Annotated in this window: 17 protein-coding genes; 3 read left to right on the top strand and 14 right to left on the bottom strand. The window is 44.5% G+C overall.

The genetic code is table 11. From position 1 onward, the window contains the following. Window positions 1–119 precede the first annotated feature (119 nt). From NLX78_RS26195 to NLX78_RS26130, 14 genes are all read right to left on the bottom strand, one after another. A complete protein-coding gene (locus NLX78_RS26195) occupies window positions 120–1,220 on the bottom strand; it encodes a toxic anion resistance protein (RefSeq protein ID WP_254351901.1) in 1,101 nt (366 codons plus the stop codon). Between the two features lie 97 nt (window positions 1,221–1,317). Further along, complete coding sequence (locus NLX78_RS26190) at window positions 1,318–1,998, bottom strand: hypothetical protein (protein ID WP_254351900.1); 681 nt, start codon at window positions 1,996–1,998, stop codon at window positions 1,318–1,320. Window positions 1,999–2,056: 58 nt separating this feature from the next. Then, window positions 2,057–3,088, bottom strand: coding sequence for an ATP-grasp domain-containing protein (locus NLX78_RS26185; protein ID WP_254351899.1), 1,032 nt, complete (start codon window positions 3,086–3,088; stop codon window positions 2,057–2,059). 17 nt (window positions 3,089–3,105) lie between these two features. Further along, window positions 3,106–3,942: an HAD family hydrolase gene (locus NLX78_RS26180; RefSeq protein ID WP_061831753.1), complete on the bottom strand. Its 837-nt coding sequence runs from the start codon at window positions 3,940–3,942 to the stop codon at window positions 3,106–3,108. After that, window positions 3,939–5,090, bottom strand: a complete 1,152-nt coding sequence (locus NLX78_RS26175) for a cysteine protease StiP family protein (RefSeq protein ID WP_254351898.1) — start codon at window positions 5,088–5,090, stop codon at window positions 3,939–3,941. The genes NLX78_RS26180 and NLX78_RS26175 overlap by 4 nt, the downstream gene beginning before the upstream one ends. After that, complete coding sequence (locus NLX78_RS26170; RefSeq protein WP_254351902.1) at window positions 5,087–6,433, bottom strand: phosphoribosyltransferase family protein; 1,347 nt, start codon at window positions 6,431–6,433, stop codon at window positions 5,087–5,089. The genes NLX78_RS26175 and NLX78_RS26170 overlap by 4 nt, the downstream gene beginning before the upstream one ends. A gap of 52 nt (window positions 6,434–6,485) precedes the next feature. Continuing rightward, complete coding sequence (locus NLX78_RS26165) at window positions 6,486–7,673, bottom strand: HpcH/HpaI aldolase/citrate lyase family protein (protein ID WP_061831755.1); 1,188 nt, start codon at window positions 7,671–7,673, stop codon at window positions 6,486–6,488. Between the two features lie 168 nt (window positions 7,674–7,841). Then, window positions 7,842–8,576: a TerC family protein gene (locus NLX78_RS26160; RefSeq protein WP_023987196.1), complete on the bottom strand. Its 735-nt coding sequence runs from the start codon at window positions 8,574–8,576 to the stop codon at window positions 7,842–7,844. A 26-nt stretch (window positions 8,577–8,602) separates the two neighbouring features. Next, window positions 8,603–9,868 carry a TerD family protein gene (locus NLX78_RS26155; RefSeq protein WP_254351897.1) on the bottom strand — a complete coding sequence of 422 codons (1,266 nt, stop codon included), beginning with the start codon at window positions 9,866–9,868 and terminating at the stop codon, window positions 8,603–8,605. Window positions 9,869–9,970: 102 nt separating this feature from the next. Then, window positions 9,971–10,552 (bottom strand): TerD family protein, encoded by a 582-nt coding sequence (locus NLX78_RS26150; protein ID WP_023987194.1) that lies wholly within the window; start codon window positions 10,550–10,552, stop codon window positions 9,971–9,973. Window positions 10,553–10,584: 32 nt separating this feature from the next. Then, the gene (locus NLX78_RS26145; protein WP_025720839.1) at window positions 10,585–11,160 is read right to left on the bottom strand and encodes a TerD family protein; all 576 of its coding nucleotides are present in this window, start codon (window positions 11,158–11,160) and stop codon (window positions 10,585–10,587) included. A 46-nt stretch (window positions 11,161–11,206) separates the two neighbouring features. After that, entirely contained in the window at window positions 11,207–11,800 is a 594-nt protein-coding gene (locus NLX78_RS26140) for a TerD family protein (protein WP_254351896.1), read from the bottom strand. 28 nt (window positions 11,801–11,828) lie between these two features. Then, window positions 11,829–12,275 (bottom strand): tellurite resistance TerB family protein, encoded by a 447-nt coding sequence (locus NLX78_RS26135; RefSeq protein ID WP_254327135.1) that lies wholly within the window; start codon window positions 12,273–12,275, stop codon window positions 11,829–11,831. Window positions 12,276–12,760: 485 nt separating this feature from the next. Beyond that, window positions 12,761–14,548 (bottom strand): hybrid sensor histidine kinase/response regulator transcription factor, encoded by a 1,788-nt coding sequence (locus NLX78_RS26130; protein WP_254351895.1) that lies wholly within the window; start codon window positions 14,546–14,548, stop codon window positions 12,761–12,763. 146 nt (window positions 14,549–14,694) lie between these two features. Here NLX78_RS26130 and NLX78_RS26125 point away from each other — a divergent pair, with 146 nt between their 5' ends. Genes NLX78_RS26125 through NLX78_RS26115 form a run of 3 tightly spaced genes read left to right on the top strand, consistent with a single transcriptional unit; the run spans window position 14,695 to window position 17,272 of the window. After that, the gene (locus tag NLX78_RS26125) at window positions 14,695–15,606 is read left to right on the top strand and encodes an ABC transporter ATP-binding protein (protein WP_025679827.1); all 912 of its coding nucleotides are present in this window, start codon (window positions 14,695–14,697) and stop codon (window positions 15,604–15,606) included. Next, window positions 15,603–16,538: an ABC transporter permease gene (locus NLX78_RS26120; RefSeq protein WP_254351894.1), complete on the top strand. Its 936-nt coding sequence runs from the start codon at window positions 15,603–15,605 to the stop codon at window positions 16,536–16,538. Before NLX78_RS26125 ends, NLX78_RS26120 begins: the two co-directional genes overlap by 4 nt. A 35-nt stretch (window positions 16,539–16,573) precedes the next feature. Further along, a complete protein-coding gene (locus tag NLX78_RS26115) occupies window positions 16,574–17,272 on the top strand; it encodes a DUF4097 family beta strand repeat-containing protein (protein WP_254351893.1) in 699 nt (232 codons plus the stop codon). The last annotated feature ends 109 nt before the right edge of the window (window positions 17,273–17,381 follow it).

Below are 17,381 nucleotides of genomic sequence, written 5' to 3'. Positions count from 1 at the left end.
TAAAAAATGCACCCCCTAGAAATACATCGGATAAACCAGGGGTTTATTCCAATGTCTATTCTAAGGGGTGCACTTCAGGCGTCTTTTTCATAGATTGGGTCTATTATTCTACATTGTCATCAGTTCAAAAACGAGCTTAGACCCTCAGAGGAATTGCTATCCTTCAGCGGTTTGGATGGTTCTTTCCCTTCGATCCCCAGACGTTGGCTAAGGTTGGCATTGATTGCTGTCATTTTACTTGTATAATCGTGGCAGCTTTCAATAATCCGACGGTTTGATTTTTCAGACAGATCCAAAGCAGATACCAAATCACCAATCGCCTGATTCACAGCCTCCAGTGACATAGAAGGCTTGCTAAGCAAATCTGTCGTTCTCTCGGTCGTCGTTTTGAGAAGGTTCGCATTTTCCTTGAATTGATCTTCAATCGTACGGTTGGTCGCATCGACGGCTGAAATGATTTTATCCTGATCCGCCAGCGCCATCGCGATCATAGCCGATACAGTGATCAGATTCGATGTTTTATCAATCGCATTATTTACAGAATCAATCAGTTTATCATTGTTATCATTAATAATATCCGTTGCTGCAATCGCCTGATTGTATAACAAAATCATTTCTGTCATTGACTGCGTACGAGTAACCACCTTGCGTAATCCCCGCTCCAGATGAGGCTTACGGTTTTCGTTTTCCGGCTTAGCAATCTCGGTCTCAAACAGTTCTTTCAGGCGATTACCAAAGGCAATCTTCGTCTGTAAATTGTAAATTTCTTCAATGGAAGCCTTCTTCAACTGTCTCATGCTGACGATGTTTTCTTCCAGATTATCTTTACCATCTCTCAAGGCAGTAATGATTTTCTCGATGTTCGTCTTCACCGACTGATACTTGTAAATGTAGTTTTTTAACGGGCTTTTACGCAGCAGCTTGCCAAAAAAGCTCATGTTTTTGCTCTGCTGGAGCGTTTCGCATTCATCTCGCAGCTTTAAGATCATATTGGATACCTCAGCCCGATCACCGGACATGAGGTCGTTTACCGGACGATCCAGCATTTTAAGGGTCTGCCCCGCACGTTCCTGCGTTTTAACCCCCAACTTACCGATATCATCCATTAAGGTATCCAGGCTCATGACATCGCTTTGTGATACTTTCTGAATCAGCTGTGAAGCCTCCTCAGTCACCTTTTGTTCATCTTCTTTTTTCAATTCAGCCCATGGGGTCGCCATACCTACCTCCTATTCTGAAAACAACTGTTACCCAAGTCTAATCGTTGTTATTCAGAGCAGCTATACTGCTACTTTTTTTATTTTCTCAAAAAATCGCCTACAATTCGGAACTGCTATATCGCTGGTGAATAAGCTCCGCTTTGCTCTGTAATTCCAGCAGATCCTTGTGCTCCACCGTGGACACAATTACCGATATTTTGCTGTCCACATCCCGTAATCCGTTTAATAACGTCCTCCGGTTGGTCCGCTTCGCATCGCCGCTGAGCCGAAGAAACGGATTAATCAGTCCGTTCAAATCCTTCAAAATCAATCTCCGAACCGTATGATTCACTTCGCTGTTGTTCAGTTCATGCAAAAGCGGAATGACCCGCTGCAAACGTGCAAATAGAGCCAGCGCCTTCTCGACAATCTCGTTATCAAGCGCATCCTTCTGTCCCTCGGAGATCACCATATCCTCCAGTACCTCTAAATACTCCATCACCTGAGCAAATTCACTACTCACCTGATCTGGTTGACGTACTTGTCCTGTCATAGACTCCGGTCGAACGGTAGCTTCCTTTTCATGCTGCTGTGTCTCACCGACCTGCTCCTGCACCACCGGAATCACGGAACCGGTCAGATTGGGGCGAGGATGGCGAACAGCCATGATGGCGCTGTATCCTCCCAAACCAATGATCGGAATCGCCAAACACACAAACAGTGGCAACCAAAAACTTAGTAAAAGCGCAATCAGGTAGCTAACCACAGCAATCGTGGCACCCCACATTTTTGACGTCATAGCTTGTACCTCCTGACGTAAACCCTTACCATATTGTAGAAAACAATATTTGTGTGTGTCAATGTACGGATTTACGTATGGTGATTGGCTGCTCGATATGACTGGCTAAAATGTCGTATTGCGGATGAAGTGAACCGATCTCATGACCCAAAGCCGATTTCACCGCTAGATAAGGAAAATTGATACCAGACAAACATGATACATGAAGTCCTCCGGACATCCGCGGATTGATCTCTAGCAGCTTGGCCTGCTCGCCATTATATTTTACCTGAATGTTATAATTGTACGGAATGTGATACGCCTCAGCGACCTTATGTGCCACCTCCAACAGCTCGGGATGCTGCTCCAGCAGCCGTAATCGTCCTCCTGCCTTCCTACGCGGAACCGCCGCTAGCAGTTTTCCGTTCCGGTCAGCCAGGCAGTCAATACTGTATTCGTATCCCTTCAGCAGCTCCATCACCATCAGATTGGGAAATGATTCTGTGGATGACAATACGCGGTGTGCTTCCTCGAACGAAATATGATTCAGCGCATGGCCGAACAGTTCCTCCAGCGGATTACGTTCATTGTCGATGATACGAAAGCCCATCCCGCCTTCTGCATTACATGGCTTGAAGCATACCTTATGCCCAAGTGCTATTAACGACTCATAAGCCTGTTTAAACTGCTCGGCATTGCTGGCAATGGCATAGTCGGGAATCGTGACAATGTCCTTTTGACGAATGGATTCATAAAACAGATCCTTTTCCATCAGTTGCTCCAGCAGTTCGGTATCTTGGCATACCATCACTTTTGTCCCAATATCATCGAACAAATAAAGATGCTTGCTAATATCGAGCATATTCCACCGGGGGATAAAGACATCAATTCCGTGCCGCCTGCAAAAATCAGCGCAAAACCGTGCGTACTCCACACCACTGGTGCGAGGCTCTACTTCAGCTATATCACTGGCCTGTAGCGCCATGTGCTGCGGATCAGAGTGCGTCGCATAGATCTCGAACGGAAAACCGTCCTCATTGTTACGAATAGCATTCATATAATGATACGCCACTGAAAACCAGCGGTTAAAATACACCTTAACCTTCTTCACAGAGCCACGTCCCCTATCTATTCTGAAAATGAAGTTTGAGCTGCGAATACACTCCGGTGTATTGCATGAACATACGCCATGATTTCGTCCGCTGCATAAACCCCCGACACTTCTGTAAAACGGTAATTGACCTCCAGCTTATCCCGCAGCTGTTCCCGATACAATTCACCATGACGCGGAGCAATCGCATAATCGGCATAGTCCAGCAAACAACGGTCTAGCAAAGAGTCACCGGACGCAACCACTGCCCCTCCATTCGTGAGATTGCGGATGTGCTCCACGGCTGCTTGTTTATTCACGGCCGCAGGTACCAAATACACCTTACGACCTTGAATGGATACCTCCCAGCCCATTTCACGCATGATTCGCGCCTTCTCCAGCACCTGTTCCAGCGGCATACGATCCCGTTCAATCATGAAAGCATAGAATAACTCATCGCAAAAGCGCTCGTTTACCACCCAGTCTTCATGCAGCACCTGTCCGAACACCTGACGTGCTTCTTCCGCATGAGCACCATCACGGCGTACTTGTTCATGAATACGCCGATTCCACTCTCGATCCACCTCGCCTCCGACGATGATGTTTCCACCATTACTCGTCACGGCATATGCGGGAACCAACTCCGTCTGAAACACAGTGATTCGTCGATACTGTTCCATCGTCCGAGTCGTCACGGGCATAAACATCACATCTTCAGGCAGTGTCTTTAGCCATTGCAGGGCTTGTTCAGAAATAAAAGCCGATGTCGCCCCGTCTATCTGTTCCGCAGGCAACAGCCCAGGAGACTCCAGCGGTACGCCAAGCGAACGTTTGGAGTAAATCAGTGTCTGATCCAAGTCACTTGCGTAGATCATTCTTGTCCCCCCTTGAGCGGCTTGATAATTCCGCAGCAGGAATAAGTCAATCCTTCAAATACCTCTACAGGCACTCCACGGTCCTTGGCCAGCAGCATAATATGCTGAAGATTCGGATTATCTTCGCGGTCAATCAGAATTTTCCACGGCACCCTGCGCAGTAGTACACGAGTCGTCTCCCCCACTCCGGGCTTGACCAGATTGATATCCCGAATACCAAATGCCTGCTGAATCGCCTCTATATCCCGTAAGCCTTGCCATGTCACCGCAGACGGGTTCAATGTCATTTGTTCTGCATATGCAATGGCCGTTTCAGCCACGTCTTGAAAGTACCCGGATATCGTATCCACAAACGTATTGGACTGATCCACTGACCGCCAGGATTCATAAAATTTGGCCCCATGGAAATCGTCCGGGCCTATGAGATCGTCGCGTAATACCGTCCGACTCATCAAACCGGATACAGTCGAATTCAGACAAGCGCTTGGAATCAAATAATCTTCTCGTGTACCAAAGGTTTCCGAACATCTGCCCGGATCGGCCAGCACCGCCAGATCATCATTTAGACGCAACCCGTAATCCGCGTTCATCTCACGACAGGCCTCAATCAATACCTGCCGAATCGCCCCTTTCCCCGTCCAGCCATCGACAAACTGAAGTTCAATCCCCAGCCCATGCTGCTGTAAAATGTATAAAATCGCATTCCGGTCAATGCCTTTGCCACGAATAATAGAAATGCTGTAATGCGGCAAGGATACGCCATACTTCCAGTCAATATAACGCTTGATCAGGATACCAATGGGCGTCCCTGCCCTAGCCAGAGAAACAATCGCCGTGTTCAGGCCTCTTTTTCTCACAATCATCTCAGCCACAGAAGCTGCCGCTAATGCAACCTTTTTGGCAGATTGGGCAAGCGTTTCGTGAAACAGTGCAATATACTCTGCTGTGGGCTCGTATTCCACTGGTAGCATTTCTGAATAATGGACTCCCGACTGAATCGCCTCTTCACGATCCTCCGTCCCTTTTTCCAACGTAACCCGGCTCAAATCCTTCAATAAAAAAGTGACATCCGAGGCAGGATAACTGCCCAGCGGTTCGGGCGGATGAATATTCTTCTGCTGTATTTGCTCCATAAGTGCTTGCTTCATATCCGCGCTCCTTTACTCTCCTGTCTAGTTAACCCATTAAAATAAACAACATGCACTTTATCGCAACCCAGACGGGTCAAAGCTTCCTGCATGGGTTTCATCCGCCCTGGGTCTGACTCCCTTTCCATCAAAACAAATATTTCGTCATACTGACCGGGGTCTACATTATAAATAAAATTGCGTACCGTACTGTCCTCAGGCGATGGATAGGTCACACCACAGGCGACACCATACCCTTCTTCTCGGTGGGGATACACCGGGCTGCGTGTCGTCGATTGAAAATATACATCCGGGCCTAAATCTGCTGCAATCCGCATTGGAATGTACATGAATTCCCCCGTGCCCATAACCAGCGTGCGTTGCCCAGAACGAAGTTGGTTCAGTCGTTCAGCTGTACGCGTGATTTCTGCATCCAATGCTGAATTGTCAGCGGATTGTAGACCAAAACGGCCTGTATATTTTAGATAAGGAGCTGTATTGACATACCCGTCTGTTGACATGGAACTGTGTACTACCCGCTCAAAACCGGGAGTATCCCTTTCAAAACGGTGGTCAATTATTCCAGAAGCGTCTTTATTAACCTCTGCCATGCTAGTGGCTGCATGTTCTGGGTGCCCAGCCTGTCCGGCATATGCTGCGTGATCCAGGATCGGTACACCCTGTACCTCTATCTTTCCTTTGAGCAAGCTTAAAGGCGTAATCGTAATGCCTAGCTCTGCCTCCAGGTCAGTGAAAGCCTGCTCGTCGCTGTCTGTCCGCCAATCCAATAACGAAGCAATCACATACTGTTTACGCGGAAAATGCTCCTGAATATCCCGTATGATATTAAGCGTTGTTTTTCCCGTCGTAATTTCATCATCTACCAGCACAATCGGGCCATCTCCCGCAAAAGCATCTTCATCCAGTGCATAGCAACGATGATCAACAGCGTGCGAATGCTCTTCTTCAAACCGAATAATAGGCCGAAGGCCCGGAATATCCTCGCGCGTCGTATGAATATACGAGGCTCCGTCGTCAAACAACCGATACATGCTGTGTCCCAGTGCTGTAGCCGTCTCGGCAAAACCAACAAACTTGATCGGCTCCGTAAAAGCAAAAGCTAAACGTTCATCCATCAGCTTTCGGTAGGCCTCTTTCGCATAGTCCGGGTCAAGAAGTCCTCTCACGGCCTCTCCTATCAGTTCATCCATCTGTTGTCCCGCTTGTGGGACAAGCTCCTTATATAGTAGAATCGCCAGCGCCGCACCACTGAGCAGAGAGGTGTATGGGTTTACCGGAATATGCTTGCCCAGCACCTTGCTGACAAATAAAAACGAACGCTTTTTATTGACCCGTGCCGCCATCGCAAACAGCTTGTCCACAGGAAGGCGGAATGGATTATGTGTCTCCGTAATTTTAACGCTGAACTGCTCCAGAATTGGCAGCAGATGTGTTTTCGTGGTTGGGTAAGAGACTGACAAAATGTTGTTGTTCATGTAACACCCCGTATACTTTTGATCTATTGATAATACGATGAGCCCAATTCAAATGCGGCTTAATTTCATTCATTTTGTTGGCATAGGTACTTTTGAATACACCCAGACTACCGTCGTTACGCTCAACAATTTCAAGTGCATCCATATACTCTTCATGTGTCACCGCATACATGGCCTGTACCGGTTTAATATGGGAGGGATGGATAATCGTTTTGCCAATAATCCCATTCTCTTTGTCCATCATGACTTCTCGAATCAGTCCATCTACGGCATCTGAGATGAAGTCCAACCGCAAGTGTCGTCCCGGCTTTCCAAGTGCATCTTCGAAAGGAGACACTCTTAATTGAGGTTTAAAGACACGTTCTCGGTGAGAGAAATATTCCCATACAGGACCGGAAATGACATAATTTGAGCCCACGCGTCCAAACAAGTTAATAATATCTGCGATGCAATCCCGAATGACGGCAATTTCATAAATCGTAATATCCGGGCTGCGTCTCAGTCCATACAGGCTGGAGAAATCAGTTGCCCCAATTCGTACATTGAGCACATATTCCTGGTACTCGTCCAAAATTTCTTTAATCGACAGTAGCTCATTCCAGCGGGTTTCCCGATAAATAATTTTGGAGCTTTCAAGAATCGGTAATCCATACAGCACAGGCATGTTGCTTTCGCTTCCTGCCCCTGTATGCATATTCCGGTTATATTCAGCAATGAGTGCAAAATACGCTCGTCCATTATCCGAAGAGAACTTGGGTAAGACAAAGCCCGTGAGCAGCGACAAAGATTCACCCAAACCGTTCAGTAGTCGTTCCAACTGCTCCACAGAGCGCACACGCACAAATAACAATGGTAATTGCTGTTCACTCATCATCCCCGTCCGTACATAGGACAATAGTTGAAGCAGCTGCTGTGCCAGCGATTGTTCTGCCTGACCGACCTGCTGATCCCCTATAGCATCCTCCAGATCCAGAATGACCGTTGTTAGTCCTTCATGTTTTCCATTTTTGATCTCCTCTGCTACTTCCGAGCGGGTAGCGGGCATGTACAAAGCTGCTCCTATCGCATAAGCCAATATACTTTTGGGAGAACGGTTATGAAACTCCAACGGTGGAGTATAAAAGATCGCTTCTACTTCCTCAGAGGTTAAATCATTAAAATATTTCAGGGCCCTTTCCCCTCCTCTTGCTCTTTCTTGCCTGACTGAAGCCCTGTGCTTCGGGTATAAAAGAAATCCCCCCTTAGTTTCAGGAGGGATTTCGCTATACTTTGTACATTAAGCCTCTTTGTCGGCCTTTTTCTTTCTTTTCGCCGAGCTGATAACCATTGTGCCTACAAAGACAGCAATCAAAATGCCGAAGAATAAAACCTGCGACATATGAAAGCCAAAAGCAGCAGCCAGCATTTTACCCCCGATAATGGCGATCATAATAAAGGCTGTCTGTTCCAGTTCCGGAAATTTATCAATGAGCTTGAGGAACACTTGAGCAACACCACGCATCATCAGAACGCCGAGAATACCACCCAGGAACAGAACCCATACTTTCTCACTCACACCGAAAGCGGCAATGACGCTGTCAATACTGAAGGCAATATCCATCAGTTCGACCATTAATACGGTTTTCCAAAAAGATGTAGGTTTGTTTTTCACTTCTCCATCACCTTCGGACTTGAATAAGCCCTTATAAGCGATATAGAGCAGATAAGCCGCACCCAGTACCTTAATTAGGGTGAACTTAATCAGGAATGTACCCAAGCCGATAGCCAGGAACCTGAATATATACGCACCCAAAATCCCGTAAAATAAGGCTCTCTTCTGTTGTTCCTTAGGTAAGTGTTTAACCATAACTGCGAGAACCAAGGCGTTATCCGCCGATAAAAGTCCTTCCAGCAAAATGAGAGTTCCTATAATCCCCCAACTCACTGGATCAGTAAGCGTAGCTACAACATCACTCCATGAAAAGAAATGGCCGTAGTTTTCGCTGATATTTTTAAACAAATCATTCAACATGAAAAGAGTGCCTCCGATAATTCAATTTATTTGCTACCCTGCGACCAGCGCATGCCCCAGTTATATGCCCGATCCAACTCACGATGACCGCCATAGAACTGTACGAGTCTTTCAATGCTGAACGTTTCATCGTTTACATTTTGAACCATGGCAATTGCACACATCCCTTTGCGGTTGTCATGTTCATTCATGTGAACGATAATGTCCGGCCCATCCTTCTGGTACAGCGTGACTACCCCGTCCGCTTGTGACCAGTTCGTGACTCCTTCATAGATGAAGGTAAACACCAAAATTCGCTTAATTTCAGAAATTTTAGCACCATTAATGCGAAGATTTTCCCCTGTTTTCACAGAGCCTGTACGGTCGTCGCCATCCAGAGCAATGTACGGGAAGCGATTTAGAGAACCGAAAACTTCCCCGAGCGCCTGCACAACGCCCTTATCTCCGTTCTTCATCTCATACAAGCAGCCCAGATCCAGATCGACACCCTTGGAACCGCGATTGAAAAAGCCCTTGCTTTGCTGCACCTGATTCCAGTTCAGATTGATCAGGATTTCACCCAATCCGCCTGAGCCTTTTTTCAGGTTGATGGTATCGCCCTTCTTCTTCAGCTCAATTTTCCGCAAATTCAGATTCACTGGTGTTGCAGATGGCTCTGGCTTCGGAGCAGGTGGTACTGGTGGCGGCGTTGGTGCTGGTCGAGGCGCTGGAGGAGGTGTAGGCACTGGCGTGGGAGGAGCCGGATTATTTTCCACTTCAATCCCAAAATTAACGCACAACGCATCCAATCCACCGGAAAAACCTGCGCCAATCGCGTTGAATTTCCATTCTCCGTTATGACGATACAGTTCACCAATGACAATCGCCGTTTCCACTGTAAATCCACTGTCCAAATTAAACCGCAAAACCTCTCCGCTAACCGGATGAGCAAAACGAATGAACCCACCTTGAACCTGTCCAAAATTTTGCCGTTTCTGATCCGCATCATAAATCGTCAGCGTAAACGCAATCTTCTCGATATTTGCAGGAATTCGCGTCAGATCAAGGGCAAATTGCTTTTTATCACCGGACTGTTGTCCGTCTGAATAGGTGATAAAGGGCGTGGTCGGATTGTTATAAAAAATTAAGTCCTCATCGCCCGATACTTTTCCTCCAGAACCCAGCAAAAATGCCGAAGTATCCAGCTCCAGAGACGCTGGGGACTCCCAGCCAATCCCTACGTTGACATGGGTCAGGCCCGGATTTGTTTTCGTCAAATCCGCCTTCTGTCCCTTTACTACGATAACAGCCATGATTGTGTCACCTTTCTGTCGGTTTGTCATGTGTCAGCGTACGCTAATGTAATAGCTTAAAAAGAAAGGGTAGCGCCCTATGGACACCACCCCAAGTGGATATTATTGAGCGTCCAAGCCATAGTTTTTAGCAAGCGCACCCAATCCACCAGCAAAGCCACTACCGATAGCCTGGAATTTCCAGTCCGCATTCTGACGGTAAAATTCACAGAATACGACGGCCGTTTCGGTGGAGAAATCTTCTCCCAAATCGTAGCGCAGCACTTCACGATCTGTTGCCGCATCTACCACACGTACAAAAGCATTGGACACTTGACCAAAGTTTTGCGCGCGAGCCTCGTAATCATAAATGGTAACCGTGATCCCGATACGGTGGATGTTCGCAGGAATCTTCGAGAAATCAACGATGATTTGCTCGTCATCCCCATCGCCCTCACCTGTACGGTTATCGCCCGTATGAGTAACCGATCCTGCTCCGCCTGTCGGGTTGTTGTAAAATACAAAATCATCCGCTGCTTTAGCTTTACCGTCTTCATAAAGTAGGAAAGCCGAAGCATCCAGGTCAAAGTCTGCGCCACCACTGTATTTATTCGTATCCCATCCAAGACCTACAACGACACGAGTCAAGCCGGGATTCGTTTTGGTCAGATCAATACGTTGTCCTTTGGAAAGGCTAATGGTCATTCCGCATACCCGCTTTCGTTGTATAGATTTTTTTATGCCAAACCGTAATCGCGTGTCAATCCTGCAAGACCATCTTGGTAGCCGCTACCAATGGCATTGAACTTCCACTCACCGCTATGACGATACAGTTCGCCTACAACAACGCCTGTTTCGATTGAGAAATCTTCTCCCAGATCAAAGCGGACCAATTCTTCATTGTTTGCTTCGTTTACGATACGAGCATAAGCACGGGACACTTGTCCAAAGTTTTGGCTGCGTTCTTGTGCTTCATAGATTGTAATCGTAAAAGCGATCTTTTCAACGTTAGCTGGCACGCTACCCAAATCAATTTTAATTTGCTCGTCATCTCCGTCGCCATCACCTGTGCGGTTATCCCCTGTATGAACGACAGAACCGTTCTCATTTTGTGGGTTATTAAAAAAGACAAAGTTCTTATCGGATTCTACTTTACCTTCCGCATTAGCCAAAAATACGGATACGTCCAGGTCAAAATCTTTTCCGCCATCATATTTGTTTGTGTCCCAACCGAGACCAACCATAATTTTGGACAAACCTGGATTTGTTTTCGTCAAATCAATTTTTTGACCTTTGGATAAGTTAATTGCCATGAGTAAGAACCCCTTTTCACATTAAGTTTTGTATGAGCAACTAAAATTACATATAACGCTGAGCCAGCACATCAATATGTACGGCATGGGTTCCTTCACCGATTGCAGCAAACTTCCATTCGTTGTTATGACGATAGAGTTCTCCACAGACCAGTGCGGTCAGCCCCTCATAATTATCAGATAAATTAAACGTCACCAGTTCCTTGGAATTAGCACCATCCAGAATGCGGATATACGCCTTCTCGATCATGCCGAAATCCTGTTTCCGGTTTACGCAATCATATATATTCACAACAACAAGCACTTTGTCGACATTGGCAGGAATACGTGCCAGGTCAATCGCAATTTGTTCATCATCACCGTCGCCTTGTCCAGTCAGATTATCACCGGAATGAACGACTGAGCCGCATGGGCTTTTTTTATTATGGAAACATATTACATTGTCCAACTGAGTCAGTTTCCCGTTTGCGTCCAGCAAAATGGCAGAAGCATCACAATCAATGTTCGGTTGCTTCTTGATGCCAAAAAATCCTTTGGACTGCACTGGGTCCCATCCCAATCCAGCTATAACCTTGGTTAGTCCTGTGTTGCCTTTGGTCAAATCAACTTTCTGGCCCTTGACCAGATTAATTACAGCCACTGATTAACACACCTCCCTTCCGTAAAATTTACAGACTAAATTCAGACGGATTCAAACCAAGCGCGCCACAAATCTCAGCAACAATTCGCTGTTCATTGGCATCAAAGTCACCGTCAGCTGCACCAATGGCGCTGCATACGCCAACGACGAGTCGGCCTACTTCAGGCTTACCTTTCAATCTACCAATCGCTTTCAGTGCTTCCTGTTTGCCGATTTCAGGTGAAAACTCAAAGTTCGCTACATAGTGATTGAAACGGTTGATGACCTCCCCCATATCAAACACTTTCAATTCTTCACTGATATTTATGTATCCGGCCATTTTTGTTTTCTCTTCTGGACTAATAGTACCGTCAGCAAAAGCTACTAATGCACAACCTGCAACAACAGCTTCCATAAAATCTTTATTCTTAAATTTTTTAACTTGGTCTCCAAGTCCTTTTTTAGTTGTATTCAACCAATTTTTAAATGTACTCATGGTTACCTCCACAATTACGTATTTGAGTAAAATGCATCCTAGTTAATTTCTTCCTTTACTATAACCTGAATTACGATCTTTTTCTACAATAATATACAAAAATACGGTAAATACGATCTATTTATTATTGGTATCCTCTCTATCTTTAGCCCTATTTTCTACATAAAACTCTCTCTTCCATCATCCATCATTTGGTACCCCAATTGCAAGTCTGTGAAATGGTAGAATCATATGAATATGTAGCAAAATACAATTCTGTTCTACAATACGGATTGACTAGGCCGGTTGCTGCACACACCTGCTGGATATCAACTGGCTACAAAAAAACAGCGTCGACCAAGTACAGGACGACGCTACTTAAATCTATTCAGGTCTATGATATATAGCTACTCTTCTAATCCCCTAAGCTGAAAAGTCCTGTTTGACTCAGGACATTCTTTTTATGTTCTTTGAACAAGAACGCGTGTAGTCTATATATCTTGTTTTTACTTAGAGTCTGTGAGCAACTCAGTTTTAGCTTTTTCAATCGCTTCGTCACGACTCTGTACTTGCATTTTTGAGTATATAGTTGAAATGTAGTTTCGAACGGTTCCTTCAGACAAATGAACCTTACCTGCAATTGCTTTATAACGGTGCCCTTCAGTTAAACACTGTAGAATTTCCAACTCACGCTCTGTCAGTCCATAAGGGTTCTTCATCGTCCCCGTCATTTGCTGAAACAGTGTACTTGCTACTTCTTGCGTTATCATCGTTCCTCCATGGTGCACAAGCCGTATCGTATTAGCCAGCTCTCTTGGATCAATTGATTTTAGTAGATAACCTTCAGCACCCAAAGCAAGTGATTTCGTAGCATACGAAATGTCATCAAAGGTTGTGATCATAATTACACGTATGTTAGGCCAGCTTTCTTTAATTAACTTCGTCGCAGTAATACCGTCCATCTGGGGCATATGTACATCCATTAATACAACGTCTGGCGGATCGCTGGCACATTGATCTACAGCAACGTTTCCGTCTTCTGCCGTTTGAATTCGAAAATCAGGTTCGTTTTTGAGCAACAGGCCTAAACTGTCCCGAATGAGTAATTGATCATCCACCAACAATACCTTGATCTCTGGATTACTAACATCTGTATCCTGAAGTAATGGTATAGAACAGGTCACAATCGTTCCTTCACCTTCTTTGGAATGAAGGTATAGCTTGCCTTGAAGAGACGAAAGTCGCTCTTTCATTCCTGAAAGACCAAACCCGGACTTAATTTCGTCACTTCCCTTCCCATTGTCCTGCACCTGCAAAATGATCTGGTTACGGTCGTAGTGAAGAAGCACCTGAATAGAATTGGCATGCCCATGTCGGCTCGCATTAGTCAATAATTCTTGTAAACAGCGGTACAAGGTCAGTTTTGACTGTTTTAGTACAGGAAGCGGCTCCCCCATCGTTCTGAACACAACACGAATGGCAGTATTTTTTTTGAATTCATTAATTATATTTAGCAAGGATAAATCCAAAGAAGGATCTTCCTCCATAGGGTCCATCTGATGAACTTGCTTTCGGATATCTTCGAGCCCTGTTCGACCAAGTTGAAGAACAGATTGCAATCTTTCAATCCCCTCTCCAGAAGAGATATAAGGACGTAATGTTTCCATACCTAAGATAATGGAAGTGAATGTATGACCAATCGAGTCATGAAGCTCGCGTGACATGCGATATCTTTCTTCCAATAGTGTCATCTGTTCGACCTGAGTTGAATACTGCTCAAGGGTTTGATACTGCTTTTTTATTAATTCGAGTTTTTGTTTGATCCGATCTATAGAACGAAATGCCATTTGTAATCCGAAACCAATACCGTATACAAACGAAGCATCCACTAGGTTCTGGAATACGTCCTCTATCGTCCAATGAAATGCCCCTCTTCCTCCCAGACAAAACATCATCAACGCAAGAGGAAAAGTTGCCGCATGTGAACGGCCGCGGCTATAAAACGCAATCGTAAAAACAGCTGGCAAAAATAGCCGGACAAGCTCATATTGATGAGCAAATAGTAATGAAATTCCACCCACTAGAAATACTTCAGCCAACAAATACCATCGGTAATGAATTCGATCAATGAACAAAGGTAATGAATAGCAAACGAGAACAGTGATAAATACAACAGTGAAAGGGAAAGATGGGCGGTCTTGATACGATAGCAAAACAAAGCAAATCAACCACAAGATTCGGAATACAGCAACAATCCATTCCTGCCAAGACCAGCGCATATTGCATCCAAGCATGTAAGTACCCCATTCTTCTTTAATTAAGGTAATTTTTTCAATCTTTTCACATCATAACAAGGTCATGACATTTTGTCACTAGGGAGTATGACTGCGCTTCTGATACTTTATAGACAATCAAACTGTTGGCGGGGAGGGAATCGTTGTTGTCACTATTACAGATTCGTAATTTAAGTAAAAAGATTGGGAAGAGAACCATTGTTGAAGGATTGTCCTTGGATGTGAAGGCGGGAGAAATCATGGGTCTTGTTGGCCCAAATGGAGCGGGCAAGACGACCACTATTCGGATGATCGTAGGTTTAAGTTCAAAATCAGGAGGCCAGGTATTTATCCACGGCCAAGATATCGATCGCTCCTTCGAAAAGGCAATGAGACATGTAGGGGTTATCGTCGAAAACCCAGATCTGTACAAATATCTATCCGGCTATGACAATCTGATTCATTTCTCAAGAATGTCTCCAGGGGTTTCTTCGGAACGTATTCAGGAAGTAATCTCGCTCGTTGGACTTGAGGACAGCATTGATAAGAAAGTGGGAACTTATTCTCTAGGAATGAAGCAGCGACTGGGATTAGCCGTTGTTCTGGCCCATAAACCTTCCTTACTTGTGCTTGACGAGCCTACCAATGGTTTAGACCCAGCAGGAATAAGAGAGCTTCGGGAACATTTAATTAATCTGTCTCAAAAGGAAGGCGTTGGTGTTCTTATTTCTAGCCATCTTATGGCTGAAATGGAACTGATGTGTGATCAGGTAGCGATTTTAAATAAGGGAAAACTGATTGGTATTCATAATGTAGCTGAGATGATGGATAATCGGCTTGCTCCTGTTCGGTTTGAAGTAGACAGACCCGAATTGGCTCTTCCGGTATTCCAGTCCATGCTAGCGGGGAAAGAAATTATTGCAGATCAACAAACCCTACAAGTTGACATTACAAAGGATCAAATTCCGGGTATTACAAAAAAACTTATGGATACGGGGGTGAACATATACAGCGTTCAGATCACGAAACAGACACTAGAGGATAAATTTATTGAAATCACAGGGGGAATTGAAAAGTGATTCAGTTAATTTGCAATGAAAACATGAAGATTTATAAGCGTAAACGTACCTGGTTTATCATCATACTGCTTATTTTGTATGTATTAATCCAGATGGCCAATTTAAAAAGTTCTGGTATGACTGAGTACAATGAAGGCTGGAAAACGCTTTTACAGCATGAAAATTCGAAGCTAACGAGAGATGTAGCAAAGTCAGACGCTCTACCCATTGAGAAAAAAATGGCAGCAGAAAAAATTTTGATGAATCAGTATTATTTGGACCATAACATCGCTCCTCAATCTAATGCTTGGAGTTTTACAGTAAGTCAATCCAGAAATTTAATTGTAGGTATCTCTCTTTTAGCTCTTATCGTGGCTGGCGATATTGTAGCCTCTGAGTTTTCTGCCGGTACAATCAAATTTTTACTGACACGTTCAGCTACACGCTCGAAAATTTATTTTTCTAAATATATTGCAACTCTCTTGTTTGGGATATTTTTGGTTCTGCTCACTTTTCTGGCTGCCATATTTTTTGGTGGTTTAATGTTTGGCTTCAAGGGGATCGGCGATCCCTACTTATTCGTCAAAGATCAAACCATTCAGCAGGCAGATATGATTCAAGCCTTGTTAGGTGGGTTTTTATTTAATATACCTTTTATGGTTATCGTGTTGACATTTGCATTTATGATTTCTGCAGCATTTCGCAGTGTTACATTTTCTATTGTATTCTCTATGCTGGCAGCTATAGCAGGATTCGTCTTGAGTATCACCATGAATGGATGGTCTTGGACAAAATATTTTGTGTTTTCCAGCACAGATCTCAATCCTTATTTTTTTGGAACGACACCAGTGGAAGGAATGACCCTGGGCTTCTCACTGTTCCTCCTTCTACTTCATCTGGTCGCTATGCATCTCGTTTCATATCCTATTTTTACAAAACGGGATGTAATCTAAATCTATACTAACTATTTTGAAATGGAGTGATTGAAATGAAATGGCTCACTACTTTAGTGATAATCTCAATGTTACTGTTAACTGCGGCTTGTTCATCCAAACCTGCAACATCTTTAAACAAGGAACTTGAATTATCATCTGCCGGTATTTCCAGCTTAGTTTTAGATAATAGCAACGGTCAAATTGAAGTTGTCGGAAAAAACAATACAGATAAAATACAAGCCAGTGTCGTTGCTAATGGCAGCAACATGGATAAGCTAAAATTAAGTCTGGAGGGAAAAGATGGTGTAGCTACGCTTAATACTTTTTTCGAAGGCCAATTCATGTCAACAGGTCCCCAAACGGTTGATGTCAAGCTCACCATTCCGGAACAAATGAAACTAGAAATTAAACATCCGCATAGAGATGGAGATATTCAAGTAACGAATTTAGCCTCGGATGTAAGCATTGAAAATGTGAATGGTAATATCACGCTTAAAGAAATCGGTGGAGCCATTGATTTAACCAACAGAGATGGGGGAATTACTATTCAAAATAGCTCATCCGATGTCAATATTGAGAATGTAAACGGACATATTCAAGCAGATAAAATAGGGGGTACTGCATATATTGAGTTAGGTGACGGCTCTCTGGATATTGATCAAGTTGCAAAAGATGTTGTCATTATTCAGAGCGGCAATGGAAAAGTAAGCATCGGTGATGTGAAGGGGAAAGTGACTCAAAGCAAAAAATAACTGAAAGACCAAAAGGCCAACTTAAGTTGGCCTCAGATTGTCGAGAAACCCCGTCTTTTGAGACGTGGGTTTCTTTTTCTTTACATCATAAGGCTCTGGTCTCTGGAGA

This window comes from Paenibacillus sp. Lou8.1 (assembly GCF_024213565.1).
Taxonomy (GTDB): domain Bacteria; phylum Bacillota; class Bacilli; order Paenibacillales; family Paenibacillaceae; genus Paenibacillus; species Paenibacillus polymyxa_B.
The sequence above is the reverse complement of the archived record's forward strand: the minus strand, read 5'-3'. Positions and strand labels throughout refer to the sequence as shown.